The sequence below is a fragment of the Vibrio sp. SCSIO 43133 genome, from assembly GCF_023716845.1.
GTDB classification, from domain to species: Bacteria; Pseudomonadota; Gammaproteobacteria; order Enterobacterales; family Vibrionaceae; genus Vibrio; species Vibrio mediterranei.
In genome coordinates, this window is record NZ_CP068025.1 from 767884 (window position 1) to 792272 (window position 24389).

Genomic DNA, 24389 nt, shown 5'->3' on the forward strand with positions numbered 1-24389 from the left:
ATTCGGCTCTGAGCGATAGCTCTACCTAGCTATGCATTGAGAAGGCGCGACCACCTTCTCAATTCATATATAACTAAACTCTAAATGCCAGCAATTATTCGGCGTCTTGTTGCGGATTCTGTTCAGCGTTTATCTTCGCGTACGTGTGCAGCAGCTCAGTGAGTATTTTGACCCAGCCAAACGCATCTTGTGGCGGATCAATCAGCAGTTTTTCGACCTGTTCACAGTGCACCTCTAGGGTAATTGCCTGCTCTAAATTGAATGAGATGGCATAGAAATGCCACAAAACAAGTCGTGTCATTCGCTCACTGTTCTGTTTTGCATTTTCAGAATCATCAAATGCCTGTTGAATCTCGCTCAGAGCAATTGCCGTCATTCGCAACGTTGCGTCAAGACGGGCCGACATCATGCGCTCTTCGCTGTCCACTTCTTCTTGTTCAAAGGTAAACAGCTCACTCATAACATCTTCTGGCACCATTCGGCTAATCATTCGAAGGCTGAATTCTTCCAGTTCATGACGAGGCATGGTCACAAGGCAGTTAAAGGTGTAATCACGAAGCATAGTAAGTTGCTCTGGTTAACGATCAAATTGAACCGCGCATTCTAATCAGATTGCAGCAATTTTCCAATTTTTCCTATATTGCGGACCGTTTAGGTAACCCACACTATCAGGACTGCTACGCTAGTTTGTTAGGTTATCCGTCATCGCGTCCGCAACGGCAGCAAACTTGGCCAAGTCTTGCTTATCAATACCCGCCGTCATTTGAAGCAACATCGCTTTATCAATCTCAGCCACTTTACTCATGATGGTTTCACCTGCGGGCGTCAATATCAGGAAGTGGCTTCGCTTGTCTTCAGGGTTTGGAGCTTTCTCCAACAACCCTTCTGAAATCAAAGTATTAATAAGCCTTGTAACCTGAGCTTTATCTCTGCTTAGCAGGTTTGCAATATCAATTGATGTACAAGGTGCTCGCTTAGTAATGATCTTCATTACTCTGATATGCATCGGTGCTACATCGCAATCAAGGCTTTCAATTTGTTCACTCATTTGACGCTTCAGCGTATGGACGAGGCGGAAAATCGATTCAAGTGAGGTGTTTTCAGACATAGTGATCCTTAAAAATATAGTTGACACTATCAACCATTGCACTTATAGTTGACATTATCAACTTAATTCTAAGCAATTTCAAGACTGGAGAACCTAAATGACGACACAAACAATGCCTGCTTCCCCTGTCACCAATGATGCAAGCACCCCTATCCTATATAAGGTGCTTGTCATTGTCAGTTTGATGACAGTGATTGGAGGAACTCTGACAGGTGTGATGACTTACATGAATGTCGGTTTAGGTGAAACCTTTTACAGCGATTGGTTATCTTCATTTGCCCTAGCCGCTATCGTAATGATGCCTTTCGGGATGGTGATGATGACTTTACTTACTAAGCTCGCCAATCGACTGCTACCGTCAATAAGCGCGACATTTCGTAACCTCATCGTTGGGATAAGTATGGCGGTCGTAATGGAATCGCTATTAGCTTTCGTTACCGCAGCCAACAACATTGGATTTGCTGATATGACAGTATTCACCAATGAATGGTTCAAGGGCTTTATTGCCGCACTACCTGTTGGCCTAACGATCATGGTCGTTATGTCAATGACAGTGAAACCTAAAATCGAAACCTTCTTAAAAAGCTAGACTTTAGAATAATAATCCCCCTACAGGAGCGCACTATGAATTCACTCAATAGTAAACACAACACTTATCGAATCACTATCGAAGAAACTAATACTAAAGCGGAACGCGAGCTTCAAACCATGACGTTTGAAATCGAGGATAGAGAAGATATGTTTGCCATTGTCGAAAAAATGAAGCAGTCGAGTGGACTGGATGAGCAAGCGGCGACTCGTCTTGGAGTCAGTATCCGTCTATTAGGTCCTTTGATGATGCAAGATCGTAAGCATCCGCTATTCTCTGACTTTATGCCCCACTTCAAAACCTTCATGCAAAATTTGAAGAAGACCATTAAAGGACAATAGTCTTATCCTAGCCTCTCGGTAACGAGAGGCTTTTGTTTCTCTCCTCATTAAATAAGATTCAACTACGCTTAATACTTGACGGGGTTAGATATGAGCAAGAAGCTGGAAAATGCCACCAATCTATATATGGAAGGAATTCGCGATGGTCACGTAAGAGAAGCGGTGACCAAATATACAGGAATTCGTTATACCCAGCACAGTACTGGTGTCCGAAATGGAATTGAGGGTTTCGTGGAGTTTTTTGAGCCATTCATTGAACGCTGTCGAGTCAGAGATATCCAGATCATTCGCTCTGTTGTCGACGGACAATATATTTTTGTTCAAGCTTATCAAGATATCAATAACGGCGAAGCTTATTGGCTCACAACTGACCTTTTCGACACCGACCAAGACGACAAGATAGTTGAGCATTGGGACGTCATTTCTGCCTATCAAAATAATCCGGATGACCAACTCGACCAGATCAGTGGGCCAACTGAAATCACTGATTTAGAGCACACCGAGTCCAACAAAGAACTAGTACGTCGCTTTCTCTGTGATGTAATGGTTCTTGGTCAAACGGAATCAATAGACAACTACATCACCTTTGACGATATTCCTATTCATGCCTCCTCGAACGTGGTTCACCCATCAAAACTCATCGGCGCTTACAACCAAGTATTTAAAATCATCGGACAGGGTGATACGGTGGTGGCGTACAGTCGCGTAATCCATCAAAAACAAGAGTATGCGCGCTTTGAGATATTCAGAGTGAGTAATGCGAAAATAGTCGAAATTTGGATCAATGAAGAGCCTGTTCCACCAAAGCATGAGTGGGTCAACGGCGGTAAATTCTAATCGCAGAACAGCACAGTTATCAGTGTACGAGGTAAACAGATGTCAAAAACAACCAAACTTGAGAACGAAGACAAGTTATTCAAAAAGGCATTGGAAGTTGGCTGCAAAATGGCAGCAATGCAGGGATATCCCATTCAGGATCAATCAGCGACACCAGCAACGAAAGCAAAAGCTCTCTATCACTTTCTCGTAGAAGTAAAACAAATCGTCCCTCTCCCGGAAGACAAAGAAGATGGACCTCACATCAAAAAACGACTCGCTATTTGGCTCCACAGTGCCTTACCCGACAATGACCCTCTGAAATAACGAATACGTCATGGAGCACTCCCTTTTTATAAGCTCCATGACATCTTCTCTATTGCTCTAACTCATCTTCTATCCAAACATTTCTAAAATCTGGCCACGACCAATCCGTAATGGATACTCCCTGCAACACTCCTTTCCAACGCAGTGTCTGTCTGTGGTGAAACAGCGGCGTGAGCCAGTTCTGATAATGCATCGTTGTGGCAATAGACTCTAGCTTCGCTAAATACTGAGTTACTTGGCTACTTTCACGAAGGCTGATCATTTCTGCCCTTAGCCACGCAGATGCATCGTCCGATAAACCTTGGTGTAAGATAGAATCTGACATCAACCATCGATACACAGAAATCGGCAAGTTGTCATCTACATTAAAACTGGCAATCACTAAAGGCTCACTGAGCTGACGGTGTTGCGACAACTTATGCATTTCTTCGAGCGAGTAGACATTGATGGTGCAGTCAATACCCATTTGATTCAAAGTATGTTTCATCACCTGAGCGCAATCTTTTATTACCAGATGGTCGTAGACGGCTATATCCAGACAACTTGGAAGAGATGCCGGCTCTGATTGACAAGGTTTAATCTGTGTCCAACTAGGTAGAAAATTGTGAGCTGGAATCGATGTCATTAACAGTTCTGACAATTGGTCATGCTGTAATATCATTTCAGGTGAGAGCACACTCGCTAACCAACGCCGCTGTGCGAGGGTTAACTGTTGCTGACTGGCTGTATTAAACAACATATACAGGCAACCATTTTCGATTCTGGTCTGGGTACTTTCCTGAACATCACTGTGGTTTTCTATCAAATAGTCAGGCCGATCTAGAAGATTAGGCTGATCATAGTGACCTAACTGAATGCGTTCGCTTGGTGTATTGGCTAATTGCCAAATCGTCACTGTGTCGGTCAAAGAACGCAGACCAAAATAAAAGTCGTTCGCTTGTAATCTTAAACGCTCGTCCGATTGCTCAACGACTTGGAAAGCTCCAGAGCCGTCTATGGTTGCTACTATGGGAGAACTGATTTGCTTAGGAGGTTGAATGGAATAGCGCAAGTCAGAGAGCAATGCTGCAAAGCCTAGATCTGGACTACTAAGTTCAAACGTCACACTTTGCTTTGTAAAGGAGATAGCCACCACATGCGACAGTTCTTCGCGGTATTCTGGAAGCCCGCGCAACTGCTCAAACAGGTCTTTGATGAGTGCGGCGGTTATAAGCTCACCGGAGTGAAATTTAAGTTGCGGGCGAATATAAAAGCGCCAAATGGTAGCGTCTTCATTGCTGGTCCACGCGTGAGAGAGCTGAGGGGTTAACTGCCCTTCTTTGTCACACCCTGTCAAACAAGCATAAACCTGCCTTACTAAGAATCGCTCGCTGTTTCGCAATGGAGTGTGAGGCAACAGTTCATCGAATACGCGTCGATACGTTAGTTGAATATGCAGCTGATCTTCACGAACGATCGCACCTGAAGTTTGGCGCAGTAAAGCGGCAAACTGCTGTTGGTCATCTTCGAGGAACGTCATCGCATTTTCATAGTATCCAGCTTCAATCTGCACTCGAGCTAATACTTGGCGAATTTCGGCACGTTCAAAAGCAAGGTGTATTACCGAGCGCTGATTTCGCCCGACTTTGGGCTGCCAAGTAAGCCATTGTCGCTGTTGAAGCTCTTGCAACAAGGTGCGGCTGTGACGAGTCGTAGTACAAAGTTTTTCTGCCACCTCAGACAGAGAAATAAACACATCACATTTGGTTCCTAGAGGCAGTAAACGTTCATAATAATGCAGTGCGCGTTGGTCTTTCATTTCATCCCTCAATTACAGAAGCGTGCTGATTTCGAAGCACAATCAGGAAAATTACGATACATTTTCTTCCTCATTTAAATCCCGCCACCTCTATTGAGCACTAAAATTCGCTAATAAACACATATTGAGGAAGATTATACAAAAACATTCACTCTTTTTTCATTCCTCATATTAATCAATACTAGGTCTATAGTAGTTTTACTTACAGATTGTTGCTTGCAGCAAGCTCATTAGCGACAAATCCAAATCAATAAAGCAAATAAGCTTAGAGGTTTCATATGACTCAATTTCCGGATAACTTTCTGTGGGGTGGTGCAATTGCTGCCAACCAAGTTGAAGGTTCTTATAACCTTGATGGCAAAGGACTCTCAACCTCAGACATGCTGCCTTCAGGCATTTTGAGTCCTCATCAAACTCGCGATGAACGTACTCCTGGTATCAAAGATCTTGCTATCGACTTCTACAACCGTTATCCAGAAGACATTGCGCTTTTTGATGAGATGGGCTTTAACTGCTTGAGACTTTCTATCGCTTGGACTCGCATTTTTCCAAATGGTGACGACACACAGCCAAACGAAGCGGGACTCGCTTATTACGACCGTCTATTTGATGAGTTAGCGAAGTACAACATGACACCATTCGTGACCTTGTCTCACTACGAGATGCCTTACGCGTTAGTAGAAAACTACGGCGGCTGGGGTAATCGAAAACTGATTGAGATGTTTGAACGTTACGTTACAACGGTGTTTGAACGTTACAAAGACAAAGTGAAACTGTGGCTGACATTCAACGAAATCAACATGTCATTGCACGCACCTTTTACCGGTGTAGGTTTGCAAGAAGATGCTACAGAACAAGAAATCTATCAGGCTATCCATCATCAGTTGGTCGCCAATGCCAAAGCGGTAAAACTGTGCCAAAAGATCGTTCCAGATGGCAAGATCGGTAACATGCTGTTAGGCGCGTTAAACTACCCGTACACGTGCAACCCTGATGACGTGATCGCAGCGATGCACGAAAATAACAAATGGCTCTTCTTCGGAGATGTACAAACTCGTGGTCAATACCCAGGCTACATGTTGCGTTACTTCCGTGAAAACCAAATTGAACTCGATATTCACGACGGAGATCTAGAGACCATCGCACAAGCGTCAGTCGACTTCATTTCGTTTAGCTATTACGCCAGCGGCTGTGCAAGTGCCGATCCAAAGCAAAAAGAAGTGGGTAACATCGTTGACAGTGTACCGAACCCATATCTGGAGAAAAGCCAGTGGGGTTGGTTGATCGATCCGAAAGGACTGCGCATTTTACTTAACTTCCTCCACGACCGATACCAAAAGCCGTTGTTTATTGTAGAAAATGGTTTAGGAGCAAGAGACGAAATTGATGCGAATGGCAACATTGAAGATGACTACCGCATCAAATACCTAAATGACCATTTAGTACAAGCGAGAGAAGCGATTGAAGATGGTGTTGAACTAATGGGATTTACTAGTTGGGGTCCTATCGATCTTGTAGCGAACTCCACCGCAGAAATGAGTAAGCGTTACGGTTTCATTTATGTCGACCGTCATGATGACGGCAACGGCACACTAGAACGTAAGCGTAAAAAAAGCTTCCATTGGTATCAAGAAGTGATTAAAACCCAAGGTAAATCACTAAGCGAATAACCCAAATGAAAAAAGCCAGACAACAGGTCTGGCTTTTGTTTACGCGCTTTTTAAGGCAGCGCCAACGCCTTTTGTTTTAGCAAAGTGACAGGCACTCGCAGTATACGCATATTGGAACTATTGGTTTCGACAATCACAATTGCTGTTTCAGCATCAAGTTGATAAATATCTGAATAAGCCGATGCACCTTCGACCAATTGAATTGGACCTTTCCAGCTGTTGCCCTCGTCAAAACTAAACCATAAACCTAAGTCTTGACGATTGCTCGCTCCAGACGGACTACCTTGGGGATTGGTGAACAGCAGATATCGACTACCATCCGCTTCTTCGAAGCGAGTAATTGAAGCGTCGACGGTTCCAGAGCTTATACCTGGGAAAACATCGGCATTGTTACCACTGAGCATAGCCCATGTTTTACCGCCATCTTCACTCAAGAACTGTTGACGCGGACCGTAATTAACACCACTTACGGTCTTGTTAAAATCAAGGCGTGCAGTCAAGAGCAAATGACCATTATCTAGTTCAACAAGATCCGATTCACTCGGCTCAAGCGTTTCTAAACTGCTCGCACTCTTCCAACGATAAGGAAGCGGTAAGCTTGCCCCTGTTTGCCAGTTTTGACCACCGTCGTCACTGTACACAGACATGACGTTTAAGAAGTATCGGTCTAGTGTAATAGCGGGATATATTAGGCGTCCATTATGACTACCAGCAATCGCTTGCTGTCGTTCAAGCTGGATCCCGTGACCAGGCCCAGGGTTCACACTGGCGTGTCCGTAAAAGCTCATGGTATTGCCGGACTTCTGTTTGCTCCAACCTAATTGTTCTAGGTCAGTCGTGGTACTCGCTGGATCTTGTTGAGCTAAATAAGCCGCATCTAGGCTAACCAAGGTCACGCCTGATTGCTCAAGAGCAATATCCTGTAGATGAATTCGGCCATCAACACTGCTGTCTGCGTTACCAAACTCCACAAGATTGCTACTCGACGTTTCACCTGACCAACTAGCCAGAGTATTGCCATCGACCAATAGAGACGCTTGATTACTCAGGGCTGAATAGGCAATTTGGTATTGATGAAAACCATACACATCACCACTACTTAGCGCGACAACAACAGGCGAAGACTCACCATTTAATTGCGCGGTAAGCTGTCCTGACGGGTCTACAGCAAACGTCACCACAAACGTACGAGCTCCATCTGCCGCCTGTATTCGGTTAGCAGCACCGTCAAAGATTCGTAGTGTGGCATTCAACTGCCAGTCCTGATTACTGTTTAGAGTGGCTGATTTACTGTAGAGCTCTGAACCTCCCCAACCTGCAATTTGATAGCTGTGCTCCTTCACTTGATGAGTCACATCCACCGGAGCCAGCCAATTTGAAGTAGCGATATCGTAGGTACTGTAGAAGACCCCACTTGGCATCCATGACTTGATCTTATCGCCATTCTGCGCGGCGTCAGTCGGCCAACGGACATAAGAAACAATAACACTGTCAGACGCTGAATCGTAAATAGGACGAGGATCAGAGAAATCATAGTCGTCGTTAGCGTTGATCTGCTCGGTTAAGTTCAATTCAGTATTCCATGTCACCCCTGAGTCGGTAGAGACGCGAGTAATAATATCATTGGTGTTGGCGGTTGAACCTGGGTCACCTCCCCCCACTCGTTTCTCTGCAAAGGCTGTCACCACACCGGGTGTTTCTGTGCTCGCAACTAGAGATGGTATGCGATCGGGGCCGTTGAAAATCACATCGCCTTGCACTTCGAACTCTATATTCTTGTATGCTGAGACACCATCGGTATAGGTTGAGCCGTTACCCCACACCAACATATTTTGTGACGTTGGTGAAGGAGATATCTGATCGAGAATTAGCTGTCCATCGAAGTAAAAGCTCGCATTAGGGTTATCCCCCGGGTGAAAGACCAATTCGTACTTATGGTAGTCCGTTGCCGCCGCGCCTGTCGCCAGTACAGTAGTACCACTTCGACCTTCAAACTCCACCACCAGCTCACCAGCACTGTTTATGGATAATATTGGCAACACACGCTGACTGCCATCGGCGTAATAGTTGGTGATCATGCCGCCACTAACCACGCGCATTTCAGTCGATAACTTCCAGCCGTAGTTCGTTGCTTGACTCTTTAACGCGTCAGATAACACCGTTTTCCACTGTGCTCGTCCGCCTTCACCTTGTGCGACCCATGCTGTTACCCCATCTACTGTTGATAGCGCACCACTACCACTTTGGCTATGATCTGCAATCCAGCCTTGTTCACTTGGCTGATCTTTGACGGGGTCAGTTGTTGCCATGTAATCAAACAGCTCTGCGTTTGCCAGCGGAGCGGTACCTATTGCCATAACGAGCCAAACTGCTTGTCGGTTTTTCCTAAAAACCATATTTGTTCCCTTCTGTCTAAATCCAAACTAACTCATGGTGTTACTTTGCAACAACGACTCGACAACGCTCTGAATCACAACAAAGTAGGCCTGAATAAAAAACTGAGTGACGCAAAATGGTCACTAGCATGTCATACAGCCTAGTTTACTTTTGCATTAATAAAAATTTACTTCATCGATCAAGATCGCAAAAAAATATATTTTCATTTAATAACTAAAAGGACAATAGCAACGTTTAGAAGGTAACGAAAATGCGCCCAGATCCACTAAGGGCGCACCAATTAGCTGTGTGCTTGAGTGCTGTCTCGAATGATAACTTGCACAGGGGGGATGTCGTAATTTGGTTTATTGCCACTGATAAGATCGAGTAAATATCTGACACCGATCTCACCCATTTCTGCAAATGGTTGGCGTACTGTAGTTAGACGAGGAATGTAGTATTCATCAATAGGAAGGTCATCAAAACCAATTACCGAAACATCGTCAGGGACTCGTAAACCGTACTGATGCAATGCTTGAATTACGCCAAACGCACTATGATCATTAGCTGCAAATATTGCAGTGGGCTTGGCACCGCCCTTTAATGCAGTCGTAAGGTTTTGGAAAGCATTTCTTGATTCAAAGTGACCGTCGATAACCATACCGGGTTCTGCCACTAACCCTGCATTTTTCAGCGAGCGCAAATAACCAGCAATACGGTTCTCAGAATCAATATTGCCACTTGGTCCCGTCAAATGCATGATTTTCTTATGACCTAGCTGAACCAAATGGTTAGTGGCAAGATATCCCCCCATTTCATTATCAACGTTTATGAGAGGCAAAATTCCTTTACCTCTACGACACATCAATAATGTCGGGATCTTCCCTGTTAGTGCTGCGATATCTTCTTCTGCCAAATCACCACCGACAACGATAATGCCATCCACTTGCCGTGAAACCAGATCTTGAAGCTCGTGACGTTCACGGCTTTGTTCCCAGTTCGTGGTTTCGATAATAATATCGTAACTGTGGTTACGCATTCTACGATCCATGCCATATAGGATGCGGCTTACATAAGGGGTATCAAATGAAGGTGCAACAACACCGATCTTCATGTTTCGCTTTGTCTTAGGCTGGGCTTTACGACCTTTAGGTTTAAAACCAAGGTCAAAGATAGCCTTTTCGATGGTGTCGACTTTGTCTTTAGCGATGAAGGTCGTTCGATTTAAATAACGTGAGACGGTGCTTGGCGAAACGCCAGCTTTTCTAGCAACGTCGTATATGGTGGCTTTTTTCTCTTTCATATGGCCGATTTCACCGCATTCCTTTGTGTACTATTTCGGACAATTACCTCCACAGGAGGGACTTGGTAGTTTGGCTTAATTCCACTAATCAAATCAAGAGCATAACGTATCGCAATAGATCCCATGATTTCGAGTGGCTGTTTAACCGTGGTGAGTTGTGGAATTAGGTAGCTGGAAAATGGCAGATCATCAAAACCTATGAGTGAAATGTCATCCGGAACAGAATAGCCTTTTTGATGTAATGCCTGAATTGCTCCATAAGCGCTTTCATCATTAGACGCGAAGATAGCCGTAAACTCAATCCCTTGCTCTATTGTCTCTTTAACCACTTCAAGCGACTGCTCTGACTTAAATTCACCTTCAACAATCAACTCATCCAGCACCTCGATTCCCGCTTTTTCCAAACTGCGTTTATACCCGACTACCCGCTCGTCAGAATCGTTATTACCGATGGCTCCGCGAAGATGAAGGATTCTGGTGTGACCTAACTGAATCAAATGATTGGTCGCTAAGTACCCACCAAGCTCATTATCGACTAAGACTTGAGGAATACCGGTAATGCTATCTGTAGGAGCTAGATAGACCGGACTTCCCAGTAGTAACACCGGCGTTTTGCCAAGGATCGTTTTTACTTCAGCATCATTGAGGTAGCTACCAATTAACACAATAGCATCGGCATTTCGCTGCTTAAACTGTTTGAGGATTTCAGTTTCGCGGGCTTTATTCCAATGGCTCGTTTCAACAATGATCTGGTATGAGTGGTTGAGCACAGTACTGTCCATGCCCTTTAATATTCTTGCGATATGTGGACTATCAAATGATGCAGCGACAACCCCAATCGACATACTGCGCTTGGTAATAGGTTGCGATTTTCGAGGTTTACTCTTGAACCCAGACTCAAACATCGCTTCTTCGATAGCACGCACTTTATCTTTAGCAATGAAGCTGGTTCGATTTAAGTAACGAGAAACAGTACTTGGAGAGACACCCGCTCGTTTTGCTACCTCGGTTAAGGTAACTTTGCTTTCCTTTTCTTTTTTCATGGTTCTACCAACATCAGCGCCCATAAAAAAAGCGCCTAAACATAGACGCTTTATAACTTACTCGAAACGGCAGGGTCAAACCGAGAGCGTTAACAAGTATTTCGGTTAAAGTCGCTCGGTTTCATCCAGCCTTGCAACGCACTCGTCTCTCCTAATGACGCGCCATTTGATTCGATCACTGACTTATACCAAAGTGCAGATTCCTTGGGCGTTCTCTTCATCGTTTCATAATCAACGTGAACCAAGCCGAAGCGCTGCTTGTAACCTTCCGCCCATTCAAAGTTATCGAGTATTGACCATTGGAAGTATCCCATGATGTCGACACCATTCGCGGCCGCTTCTTTCAAACCTAATAAGTAACGATGCAAGAAGTCGATGCGAGTCGTATCATGCACTCTACCGTCTAAACTGACCCAATCATTGGTGCTAAGTCCATTTTCGGTGACAATAATCGGCTTGTTATAACGCTCATACAAAAACTCAGTGCCCCACTTGAGTGCTTCAGGCGTAATCGGCCAATCGAAATGGGTCTTCGGATAGTTATTCGGATACTCCACAACTTCTGGTGTCCCATCGGTTGCTGCACGTACCATTTCCGAGCTGTAGACATTAATTCCAACAAAATCCAAAGGCTGACAAATGGTTTCCATATCACCAGGTTTGATAATAGGTGCATCAGCGCCAAATAATGCCAATCCATCCTCTGGATATTCACCTTTGAATGCAGGATCCATCCACCAGCTCGCGTTAAACATTTCTTTATTAATAACATTAAAGGTATGCGCTTTTGCAGCTGCAATATCTTCTGGGCTGTTGGTCATAGGTACAGCGGTTCGGAAACAAGGTGCTGCCCCGACCTTAGCTGGACGTTTCGAATTCGACCGAATCACTTGTACCGCTTTACCGTGGGCAAGTAGTGCATTGTGCCACGCACGATTCACTTCCTTCGCTGGGAGCTCAAGACCAGGGGCATGCATTCCGGTTTGGTGGCCAAGCCCAATGAAACATGCTTGCTCATTTAACGTAAACCAGTTTTCCACTCGATCAGACAAACGGTCGACAATCACTCGAGTATATTCAGCGAACCAATCGCTAGAGTCGTCATTTAACCATCCACCTTTGTGGAACAGCGCCATCGGATAGTCCCAATGAAATAACGTCACCCAAGGTGAAATGCCTTTAGCAAGCAACTCATCTACCAAACGGTCGTAAAAATCCAACCCTTGAGCATTCACTTTACCAGTTCCTTCTGGCATCACCCTTGGCCACATAATGCTCAATCGATACGCTTGTAGAGCGATTGACTGCATGATTTTTACGTCTTCTTCATAGCGATTGTAGTGATCGCAAGCCATAAATCCTGTGTTTCCACCCTTTACGAATCCATCACGGCGAGAACACATGTCCCAGACGGAATCTGCACAGCCATCAACACCTTGGGTATTACCTTCAATTTGATAACTGGCGGCAGCAGCCCCCCAAATAAAATCATCTTTGAAAGCCATCGTTTCTCCTTAATCTCATCTGCTTTGGTTTGTGTGACTTACAACACTTCACGCTTGCTTTGTAATCACTCAAGGCTAAACAAATTAATGTGCTAATTGAGTGATATCTGTCTCACTACTTCTGCTGCAGATTTTATTTATATCGAAACCATGAACCATATTTAGAAATACAACAAAGCCATGAAATATCTTTTTATTTTTCACAATTTAACTATATCAATCAAATAGTTATGATGAAAAATATTTCATACCTGTTAGTTTTATAAATTAGACATGGTGGATTAGATCACAAAACATCTCATTATTGTTCGTTAGCATGAATTTAGAAATTCACTCGCTGCATGTTTGTCATGTCCATATTCAGTCGGATTTATATAGAGACCTTAAGCAACAATGAAATTAGATAATACATATTACGAAAAGCTGTACGCTGGAATCTTAGGCAAGATAATTGGAGTGTATGCAGGACGACCTTTTGAGGGTTGGGTTAACGAGCATATCGTTGACCAATTCGGTGAGATAAACCGCTACGTCAACGAACAAGTTAACCATCCTCTTATCGTCAGTGATGACGACATTACCGGCACCTTTATGTTCACTCACGCTTTGGAAGATCATGAGTATCGCTCTGACTTTTCTAGCCAGCATCTTGGTCAATCTTGGCTTGATAATTTAATCGAAGGAAAAACCATTCTTTGGTGGGGTGGCTATGGACAATCGACCGAGCACACTGCTTGGCTCAATTTAAGAAATGGGTTTGAAGCACCGCATAGTGGCTCAATAGAAACCAACGGAAAAACCGTCGCAGAACAAATAGGCGCACAGATTTTTATTGATGGCTGGGCACTCATCAACCCTGCAATGCCAGATAAAGCCGCGCAGATGGCAACTGAAGCAGCTAAGGTTAGCCACGACGGTGAAGCCGTTCACGCCGCAGTTCTACTTGCCGTTATGGAGTCTCAAGCGTTTATTGAAACCGACTTGCACGCTCTCATCGACCTCGGCTTGAGTTATATCCCCAAAGAATCGAAAATTGCTGAAGTCATTAACGCTGTTCGTGGCTGGCATGAAGAGAATCCACGTGATTGGAATTGGGCATTTTCGCAGCTTAAAACTCACTATGGCTACGATAAGTTTGACGGCACTTGTCATGTAATTCCCAACCATGGATTAATCATTTTATCTCTTCTTTACGGGGGTGAAAGCTTCCACGAATCAATGAAAATTGTGAATACATTAGGTTGGGATACCGACTGTAACGCGGCGAACGTAGGTTGTCTCAACGGTATTCGATTAGGCTTAGCCGCTCTTGATGATGGCTTTGATTGGCGCACACCAGTCGCGGATAGAATTCTTCTTCCAAGTGCCAATATTCAAGATCATATTTTCGATGCAGTTCAAGAAGCCGATAAGCTCTACGCGATCGCTCATCAATTACATCATAATGAGCGCCTACCCAAACGTCCTAGATTCCACTTTACGCCTAAAGGGTCATTGCAAGGTTTTGCTATTAACCCTGACTTGAACTACAACCAAAACGCACGCCTTAGCAACAGTGAGCAAGCGCTGCGACTGGACTTCTCGCATTTGGTATGTGGTGTACCGTTGCAAGTGAGTACCGCAACACATACGCCACTTGATAGTAAAGTAAACGAATCGTCGTACCACATAGTTGGCAGTCCTACACTCTATCCGTCTCAAACTATCGAAGCGAGCGTGTCAGGTGCAACCGATTATGACCACGCCAGTGTCAGTTTCTACGTCGACACTTACGACAGCCAAATGAACATTGAGCGCATTTTTAGTGAACCATTCACCTTGTCAACGCAACCACAAACTCATCAATGGACCCTACCAAAACTCGATAACGTAATGATTGCCACCGTTGGACTGCAAATTAGTAACCCTCACTCAGGAAACGATGCTGGATATATCAAGCTGCATTCATTGGACTGGCAAGGCACACCATCGCAAACCATAGGTATTGATAGCAACCCAATCCATGAAATATGGGAAAGCAGCTTTATCAATACTATGGATACCTGCATCAAGTTCGACAATCAAGATATCTACCGCTTAGTCAATAACGACGCGTCTCACCCTGGCCTCTACGTATACGGCAGTAAAGATTGGCACGACTACTCTTTATCCATCGCGCTTAAGCCTCAGATAAAACAAGCTTTTGGTCCTATAGTTCGCTACCAAGGGTTGGAACGTTACTACCGAGTCGAACTCAATACGGATGATCAGATCTCATTGATACGCAGAGAGTTTGGCAAAGATGTCGTTATCGCCATAGAGCCATTCCAATGGCAACCACACGAGCGCTATCACTTCGACCTTTCGGTGAACGGCAATTTGTTTGCTTGCTCGATTAACGGCAAACAAGTTCTGACGTCTATTGATGAAACCATGCCTGACACCTATCAGTCTGGCGGTGTAGGTTTTTACAACCAATTAGGCCCTGTGCACTTCACGGATATGACGGTAGTCGCACTCTAGAACAAACTAACGCTTACCTGACCTAGCGACCAAATTGGTCGCTAGCATCAACCACAAAGTGACTCAGCACTAAAGAACAAAAACTGAGCGCTTACCCTAATAAGAAAGAGATAGAGCAATGAAAACAGCACTAAAATACTCCAAACTTGTCTCTGCTATCGCGCTAGCAACACTGTCTGGCACAGCATGGGCGCAAACGACGCTAAATGTGGCAGCATTTGCAAACTACGACCAGGCAATTCGTATGGCGATCCCGATGTTTGAAAAAGAGAATCCAGACATCAAAATCAACCTAACCTCTTTGGCATTCGATGATCACCACACAGCGATGACAACCTCACTGTCGACGGGTGCGAACGTACCCGATGTAATGGCAATTGAAGTGGGCTATATCGGCCGATTCGCCAACGCAGGCGGCTTGGAAGATCTTAATCAACCACCTTACAACGCAGGCACATTTGCTGATACTTTCTCACCATTTACAGTACCTTTAGGCCAAAACAACAAAGGCGAGCAATCAAGCCTACCGGTTGATATCGGCCCGGGTGCGATTTTCTATCACAGTGAAGTATTGGCCAAAGCTGGTGTGACCCAAGAAGAACTGCTGCGTGACTGGGACTCATTCATTGAATCTGGCAAGAAAATCAAAGAGAAAACCGGCTCCTACCTTGTTGCAGACGCGGTGGACATTAAAGATATCGTTATCCGCTCTGGTCTAAAAGATGGCGAATCTATCTACTTCGATCAAGACAACAAAATCATGGTCGAGTCCGATCGTTTTAAAGAAGCTTTCAAACTCGCAAAACAAGTGCGTGATGCTCATCTCGATGCGCAGGTAAAAGCATGGAGTACGGAGTGGACCGAAGGTCTGCGTCGCGGTGATATTGCCAGCCAGATGATGGGCTCTTGGCTTGGTGGGCACTTTAACGGCTGGATCTCTCCGGGAGAAAACGTCTGGCGCACCGCAGACCTTCCTGCTAATACATTTGCAAGCTGGGGTGGCTCATTCTTGGCAATTCCAAAACGCGCAGACCATAAAGATGAAGCATGGAAGTTCATTGAGTTCATGAGCCAACGTGTTGATATTCAAATGGAAGTGTTCGAGCAGCTTAATATCTTCCCTTCTCTTATCGAAGCGCAAAATTCCGAATTTATGGAACAGCCTGTTGAATACTTAGGTGGAACTCAAGCTCGCATGCAATGGAAACTGGCCGCCGCCAACATCCCTGCAATTAAGGCACATCGACATGACCCTATTGCCGAGCAGATAGTCGATGACGCGCTTCAATCGGTACTGACTCGTAATGTAGAGATCGATAAGGCGCTATCAGATGCCGCGCGTCAAATTAAGCGCCGCGCTCGTCGTTAATCCCGTTTCATCAATTTTTAAGACATCCTCCTAGCGATTGCTAGGAGTGATGCTCGATTTAGGTAAGTAGAAAACTATGGCTTCTGTAACATTTAAGAACTTAAAAAAGCGCTACGGCAAAACTGAAGTCGTTAAGCAGTTTGATCTGCATATTAACGATGGTGAGTTTGTCGTATTTCTGGGACCATCTGGCTGCGGCAAATCCACGACGCTACGCATGTTGGCAGGATTAGAAGAGATTTCTGAGGGCGAAATCTATATCGGAGACCGTTTAGTCAACGACCTTCACCCAACTGATCGTGATACCGCCATGGTTTTTCAAAGCTATGCCCTTTACCCACATATGACGGTGGAGCAAAACATCGCATTTCCTCTTAAAATGGCTGGTCGCAGCAAAGATGATATCAAACAACAAGTTGCTGCCGTAGCTGACTCCTTGGAACTCACTCCGTTACTCAAACGTTATCCAAAAGCCTTATCCGGTGGACAAAGACAGCGCGTGGCGATGGGGCGAGCGATGGTACGTGTTCCCTCTGTCTTTCTGTTTGATGAACCACTGTCTAACCTTGATACCAAATTAAGAGGCAGCATGCGCGCTGAAATCAAAGCGATGCATCAGAAGTTAAAAACAACCACGCTATACGTTACTCATGATCAAGTAGAAGCCATGAGTCTTGCCGATCGAGTCGTGATTTTAAAAGATGGCTATGTGGCACAAATTGGCACACCTAAAGAGATTTTCGACGCACCATCGTGTCGTTTTGTCGCCACCTTTATCGGCAGTCCTGAAATGAACATGATTCCCGCGACTATGCCTCACTCACGTGGTCTGAATATCAGCAATCAAGTTGTTGAACTTGACCGCTGCCTGCACAATTCACATGAAGGCATCGAGTATGGTGTGCGTCCAAGCGATTTGTATCTTAATAAACAAGCCATTGAGTCAGACAACATTGCCAGCGTTAAAGTACGTTTAATTCACGCTGAACTTCTTGGATCTATGTATCACTTACACTGCCAGTTAGGTGACAACAAAATTCTTGCCGAAATCGATTCGTCAGACTCCCTCACTCGACTTGAAGGTGAAGACATCGAGCTGTTTTTCGATGTTAAACGAACACATGTATTTAATGCCGAAGGCAAAGTTTTACATGCAGCCTAATCGAGTATCGTTACAGGAAGTCCAACATGTCTGTTAGCATAACCTCTACCAATAAACCCAGTGAAAATACTGGTACTTGGCATCAATGGCGAGCCAAGAGTCATAAATGGGTACCCTACCTGTTTATTAGTCCATTTTTCATTATTTTCTTAGCATTTGGTGTGTTCCCAATGCTGTTCTCTCTCTACCTTTCCTTTCATTATTGGGAGCCAGCGGCTGGTCTCAGTGCGATGGAATGGGTGGGCTGGGAAAACTACCAATTTGCGCTTACCGACGATTGGTTCCACAAATCGCTCTACAACACATTCTGGATGGCACTGGCATCAGGCGTTCCACAACACTTAGTCGCCATACCTCTGGCTTTCTTCATCCATACCAGTTTTAAGCGTGCCAGAAATGGAGTCATCGGCGTCTACTTTCTGCCTTACATTACTTCGACCGTTGCGGTGGCGATGATCTTTACTACGCTATTTTCACGAGACTATGGCTTAGTAAATATGGTCCTTACCTCTATAGGTACTATTTCCATTGGCGGTATAGAGCCGTTTGCATGGATCTTCCCAACGCAAAACATCGACTGGAATCAGCCCGAATATACTAAAGGCATGATTTCATTCGTGGTGTTTTGGCGTTATGTGGGTTGGAATACCATTCTCTACCTCTCAGCGATGCAAACTATTCCAAAAGACCTGTATGAAGCTGCCACCATTGATGGGGCAAGCAGAATAAAGCAGTTCTTCTACATTACGCTGCCAATGCTTAAACCGATGATGTTCTTCGCGATTACGCTGTCGATCATTGGTAGTCTGCAAATTTTCGAAGAACCCTTCATCATTACCAATGGAACGGGCGGTATAGACCAAGCTGGTAAATCTGCGGCTATGCATATGTACATTACTGCATTCCAAGAAGGTGATTTTGGTACTGCCTCCGCGATCTCTTGGATTCTATTTATGATTATTGCCGCTCTATCTTGGGGCAACAACAAACTGTTCTCTGAGAAAAACCGAGGAGCAAACGATGAAGACTAATTTCTCCGCAGGACAAATCACCGCCTACAGTTTCGTCGCCTTTGGTGCGATCGTTATGTTAGCTCCGTTCTACTTTATGTTTGTTTTTGCAACTCACGATAATACGGCCATTATGTCGGTGCCGCCTCCACTGTGGTTTGGTGACGAGTTAGGCAACAACTTAACCGCGCTCATTGATTACTTACCCTACTTTTGGAAAAACTTAGGTTGGAGCTTCTACATTGCTGCTATCACAACAGCCTTGAACCTGCTGTTTTGTTCACTTGCTGGCTATGCATTTGCTATGTTTGAGTTTCGATACAAAAAGATGTTGTTCGTGTTCATTATGGGCACACTCATGCTACCCGCGTTTTTGAGCATGATTCCGACCGCTTTAATCATGTCGATTCTCGGTTGGATGAATACGCCAAAAGCGCTCTATGTCCCTATGGCATGTGGGGCGATGGGCATCTTCTTGATGAGACAATATATCGGCAGCGCCATTCCAAGAGAGCTGATTGAAGCGGCGAGAATGGACGGTTGTAGCGAGTTCGGAATTTACTGGCGCATTGTTGTGCCATTGATCAAACCTGCGTTGGGTACGCTGGGTCTTGTGGTATTCATTGGTCAATGGAATAACTTCATGGGTCCACTGGTTGTTATGAACGATATGGAAATGTACACCGTTCCGCTCGCGTTGCGTGCGTTGCAAGGTAGTACCGGACTGGTTCCTTACGGTGCAATTTTCAGTGGTGTCGCTATCGCCGTGCTACCGCTAATGGTGATGTTTGTAATCAGCTCTCGTAAGCTTATCGACGGTCTAACCGCAGGAGCCGTGAAAGGTTAATCCTACCTAACTGGGCGCTTAATACCAAAGCGCCCTTCGTTCTGTCCTCTGCCGCTCAATTCACCAGCAACCAAATTTCATATGGTTGTATAGCCATCTCTTTCAATCTATAGTGTTTGCTTATAACTACAATATAAATGACCCAAGGATTAGGAGTGGTAACATGAAAAAGTATCAAGCATTATTGGCAATGGGCGCTCTTATAGTGATCGCAGGTTGTGCACCATCAAATGAATATCGCAATAACCAAGAAATTGGCAACAAAATGGAGCAAGACGCTCAGCGTGAAAAAGAGATTTGCACTGCGTTAGGCGATATTAACTGCGCTCAGCAGTAACCAATTCTACCCTCTTACACTCGGTAAGAGGGTGACTTATCTTACTCTTCCTGATAGTAGTCAATTACGGCGAGCAAACCGATTAATGCCGCATTGTAGTCAATGGCAAACTCATTCACAGCGTACGACTTTTCATCATCAACATAACTCAGCATTCCCAAGTCTTTAGGCGCGATGCCTGCTTGCCCTTTTATATTTGGTCCTCCCACCAAGAAACCTGGGAGAGTTACACCTGTGCCAATTCGATATAAATGATGGAGATGTCTTACCGCATGAGTTCCAAAGTGGGTCACGTAACTCATATTAAAACCATTCGCTCCAAGCAAGTAGTCTAGTTGAGCTTGAACCAACCACTGGTAATCCCGTTTACCAGAGATAATATCGCTCCAAGCAAGCAAGATACCAATCTCGGCAACCATTTTGTTGGAACCCCAAATGAACTTTCGGTTAGCAACATAGAAGGGTGATTGCTGAGCGCTCTTAGCATAATCACGCGCGACACTATCTAGATCCCTTTTCATAGATTCAACCAACTTGGTGTTGGTTTCAGTCATAATGTGCCATACCCCCATAAGCGCTGGATTTTTCCATTCAAAAAAATCGAGCATTGGGCGTCCGGTGGCAACAAGCTGGGAATAATGCGACTCAACATAGGACAGATAACTCTCTTTGTTAGCTGTGATATAGAGTTCTGCTGCCGCCCAAATTCTATCGTCGACGTCAGTCTCCAGCGCAATTTCTTTATCAAACTGGTTGTAAATGTAAGGGCCAGAACCACTGTCGTCCTCTTTTTGCCAATCGATATATTGCTCAGGTTGAGTCTCTAAATAACGCCATGCCAATTCTGCCGCAGCGAGCATTTGCTTTGACAAGGTTTTATCAAATGGTTGATAGATGCGCGATGCGAACGCTAGTGTAGCGGCGAACTTTGCGGTATCTGGCGTACTGACGCCATAGATATATCGAGTTTGGGTATCCAACCAAGGTGGAATTTTAGCAGGCCACGTCGCACCAGATAGCTTGCGATACACTGCTCCGTCTTTGCGCTGCATCTTCATCATCCAGTTCAGCTCATATAGCGCTTCAACTAAGATTGGGGGCATTTCTCCGTTAGGAGAATCAAACTGATTCGGTGACTGTCGATAAGCTTCAAGCATTCTCGCTACGGTAATTGTCGCCGTGGCGATATATTTACCAAAGTCACCAGCATCATACCAACCTCCACTAGCATCAATAACTGTCCCTTTAGGGTTAAACTCATCACCACGAAAAATCTCACCGTCTTTGATATGACTTGGCGGCCTCGCCATGCCTGTTACTGGTGAATACACGGCCTCACCAGAGCGCTGCAAAAGCAACGCGTGTACTAAAGCAGTTTGCAATCCTTGGTACACATTGTTTTTTATTTCGAAGGGTACCGAACGCTTATCTGCTGATTTTAGGACATACCAGCCAGGTTCGGCGACAACAGAAAAGTCAGCAACATAAACCGGTTTGCCGTTGGGTAAATGGCTATTGTAGGTCAGAGGAAACCGAGCGACCTTAGCGTCATTGGGAATGGCAAGAAGATCAAGGTGCTTGCTTTCTGGATCGACCCAATACGCCCGTTTATTTGCGGAAGGTTCATAACCTAATTGGTTAACGACAATATCGTTGGCGTACGTCACCCAAGACAACATCACCGTAGCCCAAATCATCAAACCTTTCATCGCGACTCCTTTACCGTCTTCCACCGAGAATATCGTTTGAAAGCAGTCTAGTAATCGGTTGATTGGTTTCCAGTAAACCCGCGATTAATTGCTTGAAATGTCGTGGGAAGTAGAGGGAAGCAATGACTTCAGATAAAAACGGCTACGCTTACCTACCTCATCTTTAGTTTCCTTGGAATAAGCTCAACTCCATGCTTATAACGCTTCGCAGACGCGTTTAACGCCAGCTCCAAAGCGCTATCGCAAATCAGCTCAAACTGCTGAGGTAACGAGTTTACTTTGGTCGGAAGAAAATCCAATAAACGGTTGTCACCAAATGTGGCGAGTTTAATCTTGCTCATTAACTCGGGCTGATCGATAAGGACATCCAACACCCCCTCAAGCAAGGTATAAGACGTTGTCACAATAGCATCAGGAATAGAGTTCGCCTCAACCCAGTCACTAAACACACGCTTACCTTCGTCGTTATTAAAGTGCTCACCATACGTTACGTAACACTCGATACCCGCATCTTTCGCCGCGGACTCAAAACCCAACTGACGTTCACGAGAAATATTCAGTTCGGGCAGAGCTCCGATAAGTCCGACCGATTGCGTGCTGGTATCGATAACCGAGTTAGTGAGTTCAAACGCTGCACCAAAATCTTCACTAATCACACAACTAAAGTGTTCATCGTCCAACGAACGGTCAATCGCAATCACAGGGGTGCCACGATTTTGGATCGTAAGATAAAAGTCACTGGCTTCTGTTATAGCACTGGCAACAAACAACGCATCAATTCGACGAGAAACCAAGGCATCAGCTACAAGTTTTTCCGTTTCAGGATCATCATCTGAGCAACCGATTAGAATTTGGAACCCTGCTTTACGAGAGTTTTGTTCGAGCAGTTTTGCAATACGTGCATAACTGGTGTTCTCCAAATCAGGAATGATCAAACCAAATGAACGACTATGGCCAGCACGGAGTGATGATGCCGCATGATCTGGGCGGTAATTATGCTGTTCGACAACGGCCATTACCTTTTTTTGGGTTTTTTCAGAAATTCGATATTTCTGTGCTTTACCGTTGATTACATAGCTTGCTGTGGTCTTTGAGACCCCCGCTAACTTCGCTATTTCATCTAAAGTCATAACTCGATCCTTTTTGTGCGATGGATCATATAAATGAATTCCAACCTAACTGACAAGTTGAATTATAAGCTGAATCGGTTCAGTATAAAAGCTGAAAGGATTCAGCAAAGTTCACAGTTTTGAAAACTGACCTATATTTACAGTGACGTTGTCAGATAAAAATGTCAGTGAACATAGGAACTAGCACAGCAAAGTCGGTACAGCAAATACGCTTTGCTGAATTTTTTTAAAATTTTGCTGAATCGATTCAGTTTAGCTTAAAGCAGAACAAAGAATCGATTCAAGAACAAGAATAACGTGGGTGAGCGAACATGCTTGAACTAAACAGTAGTAACATCAAACTAAATCAATCGTCGGACGACAAACTAAGCGCAATCAAAGTGATTGCTGCTGATCTAACAGAAAAGGGCTTAGTTCAAGAAGGTTATGTCGACGGTATGCTTAATCGTGAAGGTCAAAACTCTACCTTCTTGGGCAACGGTATTGCCATTCCACACGGCACAACAGACACACGCGGTCTTGTAAAACAAACTGGTGTTGCGGTTCATCACTTCCCTAACGGTGTTGATTGGGGCGACGGCAACACTGCTTACGTCGCAATTGGTATTGCCGCAAAATCAGATGAGCACTTAGGCATCCTAAAACAGCTTACCAAAGTACTGTCTGCTGACGGCGTTGAACAAAAGCTTAAGCAAGCGAAGTCAGCAAACGAAATCATCGCCCTACTTAATGGTGATGTTCAGCTTGAAGCAGATTTTGACGCATCACTTATCCAACTTAACTTCCCTGCAAGCGACATGGTTCAAATGGCAGCAGTCGCTGGCGGTCTGCTAAAAAATACTGGCGGTGCTGGAACAGAATTCGTTGCAGACCTAGTGACTAAATCCCCTACTCACTTAGGTAAAGGTTTGTGGCTAGTGAGCAGCGACAAGGCGGTGACTCGCACAGGTATGGCGTTTGTTTCAACCATCAATCAATGTGAGTTAGACGGTACACCAGTACACGCTCTGATCGCATTCGCAGCTTGTAACAATGCTCACCAATCTATGCTCAACAAAATCACTGAAGTGGTATTCAAGCAAGAGCAAGAGAAGTTGCTATCACTATCCGCAGAACAGGTGCTGGGTTTCTTCACTGGCGAAGAAGTAGCAAGTGCCGATGCAACTGACGGAAACGTTGCAGTATTTAAGATTAAGAATGCGCATGGTTTGCACGCTCGTCCGGGTGCAATGTTAGTGGCAGAAGCGAAGAAGTTCGAATCAACCATTACGGTTTCTAACCTAAACGGTGAAGGTAAAGCGGTTAACGCGAAGAGCCTAATGAAAGTGATTGCTCTAGGTGTAAAACATGGTCACGAATTGCAGTTCTCTGCTGAAGGCCCTGATGCAGCAGAGGCACTAGAAGCCATTGGTAAAGCGATCGCTTCCGGCCTTGGTGAAGGTTAAGG

21 protein-coding genes are annotated in these 24389 nt (G+C 44.8%); 12 read left to right on the forward strand and 9 right to left on the reverse strand.

The window, feature by feature from the left end; all coding sequences use genetic code 11:
• Nucleotides 1-94: 94 nt before the first annotated feature.
• Together JKJ11_RS20315 and JKJ11_RS20320 are read right to left on the reverse strand one after the other, a co-directional pair.
• Nucleotides 95-562, reverse strand: coding sequence for a hypothetical protein (locus tag JKJ11_RS20315; RefSeq protein WP_006069492.1), 468 nt, complete (start codon nt 560-562; stop codon nt 95-97).
• Between the two features lie 120 nt (nt 563-682).
• Complete coding sequence (locus tag JKJ11_RS20320) at nt 683-1108, reverse strand: MarR family winged helix-turn-helix transcriptional regulator (RefSeq protein WP_006069491.1); 426 nt, start codon at nt 1106-1108, stop codon at nt 683-685.
• A gap of 97 nt (nt 1109-1205) precedes the next feature.
• On the opposite strand from JKJ11_RS20320, the gene JKJ11_RS20325 reads away from it, so the two are divergent.
• The 4 genes from JKJ11_RS20325 (at nt 1206) to JKJ11_RS20340 (ending at nt 3181) form a co-directional block, all read left to right on the forward strand.
• Nucleotides 1206-1697 carry a DUF2798 domain-containing protein gene (locus JKJ11_RS20325; protein ID WP_006069490.1) on the forward strand — a complete coding sequence of 164 codons (492 nt, stop codon included), beginning with the start codon at nt 1206-1208 and terminating at the stop codon, nt 1695-1697.
• A gap of 35 nt (nt 1698-1732) precedes the next feature.
• The gene (locus tag JKJ11_RS20330; RefSeq protein WP_006069489.1) at nt 1733-2038 is read left to right on the forward strand and encodes a DUF3861 domain-containing protein; all 306 of its coding nucleotides are present in this window, start codon (nt 1733-1735) and stop codon (nt 2036-2038) included.
• Between the two features lie 90 nt (nt 2039-2128).
• Nucleotides 2129-2875, forward strand: a complete 747-nt coding sequence (locus tag JKJ11_RS20335) for a nuclear transport factor 2 family protein (RefSeq protein ID WP_252039892.1) — start codon at nt 2129-2131, stop codon at nt 2873-2875.
• Between the two features lie 39 nt (nt 2876-2914).
• A complete protein-coding gene (locus JKJ11_RS20340) occupies nt 2915-3181 on the forward strand; it encodes a DUF5062 family protein (RefSeq protein ID WP_031494115.1) in 267 nt (88 codons plus the stop codon).
• 49 nt (nt 3182-3230) lie between these two features.
• Here JKJ11_RS20340 and JKJ11_RS20345 read toward each other — a convergent pair whose 3' ends face one another.
• Nucleotides 3231-4979, reverse strand: a complete 1749-nt coding sequence (locus JKJ11_RS20345; RefSeq protein ID WP_252039894.1) for an SgrR family transcriptional regulator — start codon at nt 4977-4979, stop codon at nt 3231-3233.
• 278 nt (nt 4980-5257) lie between these two features.
• Here JKJ11_RS20345 and JKJ11_RS20350 point away from each other — a divergent pair, with 278 nt between their 5' ends.
• Entirely contained in the window at nt 5258-6649 is a 1392-nt protein-coding gene (locus JKJ11_RS20350; RefSeq protein WP_124941277.1) for a glycoside hydrolase family 1 protein, read from the forward strand.
• Between the two features lie 50 nt (nt 6650-6699).
• Here JKJ11_RS20350 and JKJ11_RS20355 read toward each other — a convergent pair whose 3' ends face one another.
• The 4 genes from JKJ11_RS20355 to JKJ11_RS20370 all read right to left on the reverse strand — a co-directional run bounded on the left by JKJ11_RS20355 (nt 6700) and on the right by JKJ11_RS20370 (nt 12876).
• Entirely contained in the window at nt 6700-9045 is a 2346-nt protein-coding gene (locus JKJ11_RS20355) for an exo-alpha-sialidase (protein ID WP_252039896.1), read from the reverse strand.
• Between the two features lie 281 nt (nt 9046-9326).
• Entirely contained in the window at nt 9327-10328 is a 1002-nt protein-coding gene (locus tag JKJ11_RS20360; protein ID WP_006069483.1) for a LacI family DNA-binding transcriptional regulator, read from the reverse strand.
• Nucleotides 10325-11371 carry a substrate-binding domain-containing protein gene (locus tag JKJ11_RS20365; RefSeq protein ID WP_038221737.1) on the reverse strand — a complete coding sequence of 349 codons (1047 nt, stop codon included), beginning with the start codon at nt 11369-11371 and terminating at the stop codon, nt 10325-10327. Before JKJ11_RS20365 ends, JKJ11_RS20360 begins: the two co-directional genes overlap by 4 nt.
• An 89-nt stretch (nt 11372-11460) precedes the next feature.
• Entirely contained in the window at nt 11461-12876 is a 1416-nt protein-coding gene (locus JKJ11_RS20370) for a GH1 family beta-glucosidase (protein ID WP_252039898.1), read from the reverse strand.
• Nucleotides 12877-13269: 393 nt separating this feature from the next.
• On the opposite strand from JKJ11_RS20370, the gene JKJ11_RS20375 reads away from it, so the two are divergent.
• From JKJ11_RS20375 to JKJ11_RS20400, 6 genes are all read left to right on the forward strand, one after another.
• Nucleotides 13270-15378 (forward strand): ADP-ribosylglycohydrolase family protein, encoded by a 2109-nt coding sequence (locus tag JKJ11_RS20375; RefSeq protein ID WP_252039900.1) that lies wholly within the window; start codon nt 13270-13272, stop codon nt 15376-15378.
• A gap of 118 nt (nt 15379-15496) precedes the next feature.
• Nucleotides 15497-16747: an ABC transporter substrate-binding protein gene (locus JKJ11_RS20380; RefSeq protein WP_006069479.1), complete on the forward strand. Its 1251-nt coding sequence runs from the start codon at nt 15497-15499 to the stop codon at nt 16745-16747.
• 76 nt (nt 16748-16823) lie between these two features.
• On the forward strand, nt 16824-17909 hold the full coding sequence (locus JKJ11_RS20385; RefSeq protein WP_006069478.1) for an ABC transporter ATP-binding protein: 1086 nt from the start codon (nt 16824-16826) through the stop codon (nt 17907-17909).
• 26 nt (nt 17910-17935) lie between these two features.
• Nucleotides 17936-18940, forward strand: a complete 1005-nt coding sequence (locus JKJ11_RS20390; RefSeq protein WP_006069477.1) for a carbohydrate ABC transporter permease — start codon at nt 17936-17938, stop codon at nt 18938-18940.
• A complete protein-coding gene (locus JKJ11_RS20395) occupies nt 18930-19766 on the forward strand; it encodes a carbohydrate ABC transporter permease (protein WP_006069476.1) in 837 nt (278 codons plus the stop codon). Before JKJ11_RS20390 ends, JKJ11_RS20395 begins: the two co-directional genes overlap by 11 nt.
• Before the next feature lie 163 nt (nt 19767-19929).
• Nucleotides 19930-20103 (forward strand): hypothetical protein, encoded by a 174-nt coding sequence (locus tag JKJ11_RS20400; RefSeq protein WP_006069475.1) that lies wholly within the window; start codon nt 19930-19932, stop codon nt 20101-20103.
• Nucleotides 20104-20144: 41 nt separating this feature from the next.
• Here the strand turns inward: JKJ11_RS20400 and JKJ11_RS20405 are convergent, their stop codons facing one another.
• Both JKJ11_RS20405 and cra read right to left on the reverse strand, forming a co-directional pair.
• The gene (locus JKJ11_RS20405; protein WP_252039902.1) at nt 20145-21812 is read right to left on the reverse strand and encodes a glycoside hydrolase family 9 protein; all 1668 of its coding nucleotides are present in this window, start codon (nt 21810-21812) and stop codon (nt 20145-20147) included.
• Nucleotides 21813-21964: 152 nt separating this feature from the next.
• Nucleotides 21965-22942 carry a catabolite repressor/activator gene (gene cra, locus JKJ11_RS20410; RefSeq protein ID WP_252039904.1) on the reverse strand — a complete coding sequence of 326 codons (978 nt, stop codon included), beginning with the start codon at nt 22940-22942 and terminating at the stop codon, nt 21965-21967.
• 311 nt (nt 22943-23253) lie between these two features.
• Here cra and fruB point away from each other — a divergent pair, with 311 nt between their 5' ends.
• On the forward strand, nt 23254-24387 hold the full coding sequence (fruB, locus tag JKJ11_RS20415) for a fused PTS fructose transporter subunit IIA/HPr protein (protein WP_006069472.1): 1134 nt from the start codon (nt 23254-23256) through the stop codon (nt 24385-24387).
• Nucleotides 24388-24389: the final 2 nt, after the last annotated feature.

Bases quoted from the DNA above. Each gene is read 5' to 3' on its own strand.
- fruB (WP_006069472.1), top strand. From the start codon at position 23,254: ATGCTTGAACTAAACAGTAGTAACATCAAACTAAATCAATCGTCGGAC.
- JKJ11_RS20315 (WP_006069492.1), bottom strand. From the start codon at position 562: ATGCTTCGTGATTACACCTTTAACTGCCTTGTGACCATGCCTCGTCAT.
- JKJ11_RS20405 (WP_252039902.1), bottom strand. From the start codon at position 21,812: ATGAAAGGTTTGATGATTTGGGCTACGGTGATGTTGTCTTGGGTGACG.
- JKJ11_RS20345 (WP_252039894.1), bottom strand. From the start codon at position 4,979: ATGAAAGACCAACGCGCACTGCATTATTATGAACGTTTACTGCCTCTA.
- JKJ11_RS20395 (WP_006069476.1), top strand. From the start codon at position 18,930: ATGAAGACTAATTTCTCCGCAGGACAAATCACCGCCTACAGTTTCGTC.
- JKJ11_RS20330 (WP_006069489.1), top strand. From the start codon at position 1,733: ATGAATTCACTCAATAGTAAACACAACACTTATCGAATCACTATCGAA.
- JKJ11_RS20325 (WP_006069490.1), top strand. From the start codon at position 1,206: ATGACGACACAAACAATGCCTGCTTCCCCTGTCACCAATGATGCAAGC.
- JKJ11_RS20370 (WP_252039898.1), bottom strand. From the start codon at position 12,876: ATGGCTTTCAAAGATGATTTTATTTGGGGGGCTGCTGCCGCCAGTTAT.
- JKJ11_RS20350 (WP_124941277.1), top strand. From the start codon at position 5,258: ATGACTCAATTTCCGGATAACTTTCTGTGGGGTGGTGCAATTGCTGCC.
- JKJ11_RS20385 (WP_006069478.1), top strand. From the start codon at position 16,824: ATGGCTTCTGTAACATTTAAGAACTTAAAAAAGCGCTACGGCAAAACT.
- JKJ11_RS20400 (WP_006069475.1), top strand. From the start codon at position 19,930: ATGAAAAAGTATCAAGCATTATTGGCAATGGGCGCTCTTATAGTGATC.
- JKJ11_RS20380 (WP_006069479.1), top strand. From the start codon at position 15,497: ATGAAAACAGCACTAAAATACTCCAAACTTGTCTCTGCTATCGCGCTA.
- cra (WP_252039904.1), bottom strand. From the start codon at position 22,942: ATGACTTTAGATGAAATAGCGAAGTTAGCGGGGGTCTCAAAGACCACA.
- JKJ11_RS20340 (WP_031494115.1), top strand. From the start codon at position 2,915: ATGTCAAAAACAACCAAACTTGAGAACGAAGACAAGTTATTCAAAAAG.
- JKJ11_RS20390 (WP_006069477.1), top strand. From the start codon at position 17,936: ATGTCTGTTAGCATAACCTCTACCAATAAACCCAGTGAAAATACTGGT.
- JKJ11_RS20375 (WP_252039900.1), top strand. From the start codon at position 13,270: ATGAAATTAGATAATACATATTACGAAAAGCTGTACGCTGGAATCTTA.
- JKJ11_RS20355 (WP_252039896.1), bottom strand. From the start codon at position 9,045: ATGGTTTTTAGGAAAAACCGACAAGCAGTTTGGCTCGTTATGGCAATA.
- JKJ11_RS20365 (WP_038221737.1), bottom strand. From the start codon at position 11,371: ATGAAAAAAGAAAAGGAAAGCAAAGTTACCTTAACCGAGGTAGCAAAA.
- JKJ11_RS20335 (WP_252039892.1), top strand. From the start codon at position 2,129: ATGAGCAAGAAGCTGGAAAATGCCACCAATCTATATATGGAAGGAATT.
- JKJ11_RS20360 (WP_006069483.1), bottom strand. From the start codon at position 10,328: ATGAAAGAGAAAAAAGCCACCATATACGACGTTGCTAGAAAAGCTGGC.
- JKJ11_RS20320 (WP_006069491.1), bottom strand. From the start codon at position 1,108: ATGTCTGAAAACACCTCACTTGAATCGATTTTCCGCCTCGTCCATACG.